This window comes from Mycobacterium sp. (assembly GCF_035603715.1).
GTDB lineage: Bacteria > Actinomycetota > Actinomycetes > Mycobacteriales > Mycobacteriaceae > Mycobacterium.
In genome coordinates, this window is sequence record NZ_DATNJW010000591.1 from 1 (window position 1) to 6,573 (window position 6,573).

At 65.6% G+C, this 6,573-nt stretch carries 6 protein-coding genes; 2 read left to right on the forward strand and 4 right to left on the reverse strand.

The features are described from left to right. Both rplA and VN856_RS24275 read left to right on the forward strand, forming a co-directional pair. On the forward strand, positions 1 to 703 hold a 703-nt coding region (rplA, locus tag VN856_RS24270; protein WP_325694020.1), incomplete at its 5' end, for a 50S ribosomal protein L1. Positions 704 to 768: 65 nt separating this feature from the next. Beyond that, complete coding sequence (locus VN856_RS24275; RefSeq protein ID WP_325694023.1) at positions 769 to 2,640, forward strand: fatty acyl-AMP ligase; 1,872 nt, start codon at positions 769 to 771, stop codon at positions 2,638 to 2,640. Between the two features lie 28 nt (positions 2,641 to 2,668). On the opposite strand, the gene VN856_RS24280 is transcribed toward VN856_RS24275, so the two are convergent. The 4 genes from VN856_RS24280 to VN856_RS24295 form a co-directional block, all read right to left on the reverse strand. Next, positions 2,669 to 3,883, reverse strand: coding sequence for an RNA polymerase sigma factor (locus VN856_RS24280; RefSeq protein WP_325694026.1), 1,215 nt, complete (start codon positions 3,881 to 3,883; stop codon positions 2,669 to 2,671). A gap of 7 nt (positions 3,884 to 3,890) precedes the next feature. After that, positions 3,891 to 4,592 (reverse strand): YciI family protein, encoded by a 702-nt coding sequence (locus tag VN856_RS24285; protein ID WP_325694029.1) that lies wholly within the window; start codon positions 4,590 to 4,592, stop codon positions 3,891 to 3,893. A gap of 97 nt (positions 4,593 to 4,689) precedes the next feature. After that, positions 4,690 to 5,583: a cyclopropane mycolic acid synthase family methyltransferase gene (locus tag VN856_RS24290; RefSeq protein WP_325694032.1), complete on the reverse strand. Its 894-nt coding sequence runs from the start codon at positions 5,581 to 5,583 to the stop codon at positions 4,690 to 4,692. 119 nt (positions 5,584 to 5,702) lie between these two features. Further along, positions 5,703 to 6,566, reverse strand: a complete 864-nt coding sequence (locus VN856_RS24295) for a cyclopropane mycolic acid synthase family methyltransferase (protein WP_325694035.1) — start codon at positions 6,564 to 6,566, stop codon at positions 5,703 to 5,705. Positions 6,567 to 6,573 lie beyond the last annotated feature (7 nt).

The following is a 6,573-nucleotide window of genomic DNA, read 5'->3' on the forward strand; positions in this document are numbered from 1 at the left end:
CAAGAACAGCAAGGCATATCGCGCCGCCCTCGAGAAGGTGGACCGCGACAACCTCTACACCCCGTTGCAGGCCGCCAAGCTGGCCAAGGAGACGTCGTCGACCAAGCAGGACTCGACCGTCGAGGTGGCCATCCGGCTCGGAGTGGACCCGCGTAAGGCCGACCAGATGGTCCGCGGCACGGTCAACCTCCCGCACGGCACCGGTAAGACCGCTCGGGTCGCCGTGTTCGCCGTCGGTGAAAAGGCCGACGAGGCAACCGCCGCCGGCGCCGACGTGGTGGGTAGCGACGACCTGATCGAGAAGATCCAGGGCGGCTTCCTCGACTTCGACGCGGCGATCGCGACGCCCGACCAGATGGCTAAGGTCGGCCGCATCGCGCGGATCCTCGGCCCGCGTGGCCTGATGCCCAACCCCAAGACCGGCACCGTCACCCCGGACGTCAGCAAGGCGGTGTCCGACATCAAGGGCGGCAAGATCAACTTCCGGATCGACAAGCAGGCCAACCTGCACTTCGTGATCGGCAAGGCGTCCTTCGACTCCAAGCAGCTCGCGGAGAACTACGCCGCGGCGCTCGACGAGGTGCTGCGGCACAAGCCGTCGTCGTCCAAAGGCCGCTATCTGAAGAAGATCACGGTCTCGACGACCACCGGACCGGGCATCCCGGTCGATCCGGCGGTCACCCGAAACATCAACGAAGAGTGAGGAAGAGTGCTGTTCACCGCCGAGTGCTGACGGCGAACAGCGCTCTAATCTCTTAGAATCCCGTCATGCTAGGTGCCTGGGATAACGACGGCAGTCGGTTGAACCGGCCGGAGTTGACTGACTACCTCGACGCGGATGGCGGCATCGTTCTGCCAGAAGGCGCCAACCTGGTGACGTTTCTGGACCGCCACATCGCTGACATCGGCGATGCCGTCGCGTACCGCTTCCTCGACTACAGCCAGCATGCCGACGGCAAGATGATCGAGTTGACCTGGGCTGAGCTCGGCACCAGGTTGCGGGCCATCGGTGCTCGCCTGCAGCAGATCACCTCCAAGGGTGATCGGGTGGCGATCTTGGCACCGCAGGGCATCGATTACATCGTCGGCTTCTTCGCCGCGATCAAGGCCGGCGACATCGCAGTGCCACTGTTCGCGCCGGAGTTTCCGGGGCACGCGGAGCGCCTCGACGCTGTGCTGGCCGACGCCAGGCCGTCGGTGGTTTTGACGACGGCTGCCGCGGCCGCAGCGGTTCAGGAGTTTGTCCGTTCGCTGCCGCGAGCCAACAGACCGCGGGTGATCGCAATCGACGAGGTTCCCGACTCGGTCGGTATGACGTACGCCCCAGTACATCTGGACACCGACGACATCGCCTACCTGCAGTACACCTCGGGGTCCACCCGATCCCCGGTCGGCGTGGAGATCACCCATCGCGCGATCGGCACCAACGTCCTGCAGATGGTGATCTCGACAGGTATCGACTGGGACATCCGCAGTGTCAGCTGGTTGCCGCTCTACCACGACATGGGCCTGCTGATGATCGTCTGCGTGGCGGTATTCGGCACGCAGGTCACGCTGATGTCGCCGGTCGCCTTCGTCCGGCGGCCGCAACGGTGGATCCGCCAACTGGCTGCGGAGTCCAAGCACGGCCCCACTTTTGCCGCGGCGCCGAACTTCGCGTTCGAGCTGGCCGTCGAGCGCGGGCTACCCGATGACGGGGAAGATCTGGACCTGACGAATGTGGTGTCGCTGATCAACGGCTCCGAACCGGTGCGGATCGCCTCGATCGAGAAGTTCAACGCGGCGTTCGCCCCGTATGGGCTGCCGAGCACGGCGGTCAAGCCGTCCTACGGCATGGCCGAGGCGACCCTGTTCGTGTCCACCATCGAGCTGTCCGCCGGGCCGTCGGTTGTGTATCTGGACCGAGAGCAGTTGGGCCAGGGGCGCGCGGTTCGGGTGCCACGCGACGCTCCCAACTCCATCTCGCAGGTTTCTTGCGGTCGGGTGGCCCGCAGCCAATGGGGCGTGATCGTCGACACCGAGAACGAGGTGGAAGTAGCCGACGGAGAGGTCGGCGAAATATGGTTGCACGGCAACAACATTGGCCGCGGCTACTGGTCACGTCCCGCAGAAACCGAGCAGGTGTTCGGCAACAAGCTGCAGCGCCGGCTGCAGACCGGCAGCCATGCTGACGGGGCGCCGAGCGACGCCACTTGGCTGCGGACCGGGGATCTCGGTGTCTACCTGGATGGTGAGCTCTACATCACCGGGCGCATCAAAGATCTGATCATCGTGGATGGGCGCAACCACTATCCGCAAGACATCGAGGCCACCACGGCAGAGGCGTCGTCCAAGGTGCGATCGGGTTACGTCGCAGCGTTTTCGGTGCCGGCGAACGAGGTACCGGGAGCGCCCGCAGATGAGGCGGGCGAACGCGTCGTGATCGTCGCCGAACGAGCACCGGGGGCCGGCCGGGGCGATCTGCAACCGGTCATCGATGACATCCGCGCGGCAGTATCCCGTCTGCACAGCCTGCCGCTGGCCGACGTGCTGCTGGTCGCGGCCGGCGTCATCCCGCGAACCACCAGCGGCAAGCTCGCGCGGCAGGCGTGCCGGGCGCTGTATCTCAACGGCGAATTAGGCGTGCGCGGGCATTCCTGATCTTTGTGCGGCGCGGTGATATCGCGGCTCATCCGCCGCACTCGGCGATCCGGCGGCGCAGATAGTCGCGGCCTGGATCGGAACCGTTGGACGCCAACGCTTCTCGATACCAGCTGAGCGCGTCGGATCGTCGTCCTGCCCGCCGTAGTAGGTCCGCGCGTATGGACGCGACGAGATTGGACCGGGCCAGACGCGGGTCGTTGGCAACCTGCTCCAGGGCGGCCAGCCCGGCGTCGGGGCCGTCGCGGAAACCCACCGCCAGGGCCCGGTTGGCCCGTACCACCGGCGAATCGGTCATCGCCGACAACTTGTCGTAGGCCACGCAAATCGTGCGCCAGTCGGTCTGCTCCCACGACGTTGCCGTCGCATGCAGTGCGGCGATCACCGCCTGCGGCAGGTAGGGGCCGGTCGAACCCTGCGCCAGTCTAAGCCGGTCCAGACCGCGGGCGATCCGCCCGCGGTCCCATCGGCCACGGTCCTGCTCCTCGAGCGGCACCAGCGCGCCGTCGGCGTCCACCCTGGTCGACCGTCGCGAATCGTGCAGCAGCACAAGGGCTGCCAGCGCGTGCGCTTCCAACTCGGTCGGCATCAGGGTGCACAGCTCGGAGGCCAGTCGGACTCCTTCGTCGCACAACTCGTCGCGGATCGCCGACGGCCCCGCCGTCGACCAGTAGCCCTCGGTGAACACCGAATAGATGCAGCTGAGCACGTGCGGTGTGCGCTCGGGCAACAGCTCGGCCGGCGGCACCCGCAGCGGGATGTTGGCGTGCCGGACCTTGGCCTTGGCCCGGGTAATACGTTGTCCGACAGCCGTTTCCGTCTGCAGCAGCGCGCGGGCGATCTCGGCGACGGTGAGCCCGGACACCAGCCGCAGCGTCAGCGCCAGCTGTGACAATCGATCCAGGGCCGGGTGCGCGCAGGTGAACATCATTCGCAGCTCGTCGTCGCGCACCGGGTAAACGTCCACCTCGGTGCGCGCCCGGATGTCGTCAACCACCGCCGCCAATTCCTTTCCCGGGCGCACTGACTCGCGACGCAATCGGTCGCGGGCGCGGTTGCGCGCCACGGTCAGCACCCATGCGCCGGGGTTGTCCGGCACGCCGTCGCGCGGCCATGCCCGCAGCGCCTCGGCGAATGCTTCCTGGACGGCGTCCTCGGCGACGGTGAGATCGCCCGACCACCGGGCCAGCGCGGCCACGGCCGGGCCCCACTCCCGCCGAAAGACGCCGTCCAGGTTGACCATTCGAGGGCTAGAGCCCCGACACCCCAGCCAACTGCCGGACCTCGACAGCCGAAGCGGGAATCATCGACGCCAACTTGACGGCCTCGTCGCGGTCGGCGGCTGACAGCAGGTAGACGCCCGTCGCGATCTCGGCGCTCTCCGCGAACGGCCCGTCGGTGAACAGCGCCTGGCCGTCGCGAACCCGCACCGTGGTCGCAGTCGCCGGCTCGTGCAAAGCCGCGCCGCCGACGATGTGGTCGCCCGCGGCAGCGGCGAATTCACCGTGCCGCGCCGCTTCGGCCTCCCACTCCGGTGTGCCGGGGGTGTTGACGTTTCCCGGCGGCTCCAACAGCAGCGCCAGCCACTGGGCATCGGCGCGTCTCGCCCACTCGTCGTCGAAGGCGTGAAAGGCCGGCCGAACCTCGATCGCGCCGCTCTGTGCAGCGGGAATGTCGCGGGCCAGCGCGAGTGCGTCGTCAAGATTATCGGCTTCGAACACGTAGTAGCCGCAGGCGATTTCGGCGGCCTCGGCAAACGGTCCATCGGTCACCATCGGGGCTTCGGGACCACCCGTGATGCGGGCCCCGGTCGCTGACGGCAACAACGCGTCGCCTGCCCGGATCGCCGACCCGGCCTTGGCGTGGAAGCTTTGATAAGCCGCCATACCGTCAGCGCTCTCATCGGGTGTGAGTTCGCGCTCTTTGTCGATCAAGAGAGCCAAGTACTGCATCGTCGTCACCTCCGGTAGTGAGCAGAACCCTGTGTTCCACTCTCTACTCGTCCGACGAACGGCGCGGCCGGAATCCGACAGCAGGCGGAGAATTAACTTACGCTGCGGCGTCCGGCTTCAGGTAGGTCACCAAGCTGACGTCCAGCATTTCCTCGGAGAAGTAGAACTCGCAGCCGCGCAGGTACTTCATGTAGCGCTCGAAGACCTCTTCGGACTGGATCTCCACGGCCTTGGCTTTGTTGGCCTCCAGCGCATCACCCCACAGATGCAGGGTCTTGATGTAGCTTGGGCGCAGCGAAATCGGCTCGGGCACAACAAAGCCCGCCTTCTCGCCGTGCTCGACCATCATGCCGGTGGACGGCAGGCGACCACCCGGGAAGATCTCGGTGAGGATGAACTTGATGAACCGCGCCGTCTCGAAGGTGACCTTCTTGCCGCGCGCGTTCAGGTCGTACGGGTGATAGGCCACGCTGCTCTGCACGGTCATCCGCCCGTCGTCGGGCATGATGTTGAACGCGTTCTTGAAGAAGTGGTCGTAGTTCTCGAAGCCGAAGTGCTCGAACGCCTCGATGGACACGATCCGGTCGACGGGATCGCTGAAGTCCTCCCAGCCGCGCAGCAACACCTGGCGCGAACGGTTGGTGTCGAGATCGTCCAACACCTGCTGGGCGCGGGCGTGCTGGTTCTTGGACAGCGTCAGGCCGATCACGTTGACGTCGTACTTCTCCACGGCCCGCTTCATCGTGGTGCCCCAGCCGCAGCCGATGTCGAGCAGCGTCATGCCCGGCTTGAGGTCCAGCTGGTCGAGGTTCAGGTCGACCTTGGCGATCTGGGCTTCCTCCAGCGACTGGTCGTCACGCGTGAAGTAGGCGCTGCTGTAGGTCCGCGTCGGGTCCTGGAACAGTCCGAAAAAGTCATCGGACAGGTCGTAGTGCGCCTGGATGTCCTCCGGACGCGTCCGTGTCTGCGTTAAACCTTGCTTCTCGGCCATCAGCGTGTGTTAACCCTTCCTACTGCCCGGGGTATTACCCCACCATGGTGCGAGAGCACCATACCCGGGTCCATCTGACGCGGGAGTAACAACGTCGTTGTCTATTGTGCGGGTCGCGATCACTTTTCCAGGGTGAATTGGTTGACGTCGATGTATCCGACCCGGAATCCCTTGGCGCAACCGGTCAAATAATGCATGTAACGGTCGTACATCTCCTGGGATTGGATCTTGATGGCTTCGTCCTTGTGCGCCTCGAGCGCCGCGGACCAGCAATCGAGGGTCCTGGCGTAGTGCGGCTGCAGTGACTGCCGGCGGGTCAGCGTGAAGCCGCCCTTCGAGGACCGGTCTTCCACCATCTCGATGGACGGCAACCGGCCACCGGGGAAGATCTCATCGACGATGAACTTCATGAACCGGGCCAGCTCGAACGTCAACGGCATGCCGCGTTCGGTCATCTGCGCCGGCGTCAGGCCGGTGATCGTGTGCAGCAACATCACCCCGTCGTCGGGCAGGGCCTTGTTGGCCATCTGAAAGAAGTCGTCGTAGCGGTCGTGGCCGAAGTGCTCGAATGCGCCGATCGACACGATCCGGTCCACCGGCTGGTCGAACTCTTCCCAGCCGGCCAGCCGGATCTCCTTGGTGCGCGGGCTGTCCATCTCGTCCAGCGTCTTCTGCACGTGGGCGGCCTGGTTCTTGGACAGCGTCAGGCCGATCACGTTCACGTCGTACTTCTCGATCGCACGGCGCATCGTGCTGCCCCAGCCGCAGCCGACGTCGAGCAGCGTCATCCCGGGTTCCAGGCCGAGCTTGCCCAGCGCCAGGTCGACCTTGGCCTGCTGGGCTTCCTCGAGCGTCATGTCGTCGCGTTCGAAGTAGGCGCAGCTGTAGGTCTGGCTCGGGTCGAGGAACAGCCGGAAGAACTCGTCAGATAGGTCGTAGTGTGCCTGGACGTCCTCGAAATGCGGCCTGAGTTTTTCGGCCATCGCGCAA

Excerpts from the sequence above, each read along its gene's own strand:
- VN856_RS24275 (WP_325694023.1), top strand. The coding sequence starts at position 769 with ATGCTAGGTGCCTGGGATAACGACGGCAGTCGGTTGAACCGGCCGGAG.
- VN856_RS24280 (WP_325694026.1), bottom strand. The coding sequence starts at position 3,883 with ATGGTCAACCTGGACGGCGTCTTTCGGCGGGAGTGGGGCCCGGCCGTG.
- VN856_RS24285 (WP_325694029.1), bottom strand. The coding sequence starts at position 4,592 with ATGCAGTACTTGGCTCTCTTGATCGACAAAGAGCGCGAACTCACACCC.
- VN856_RS24290 (WP_325694032.1), bottom strand. The coding sequence starts at position 5,583 with ATGGCCGAGAAGCAAGGTTTAACGCAGACACGGACGCGTCCGGAGGAC.
- VN856_RS24295 (WP_325694035.1), bottom strand. The coding sequence starts at position 6,566 with ATGGCCGAAAAACTCAGGCCGCATTTCGAGGACGTCCAGGCACACTAC.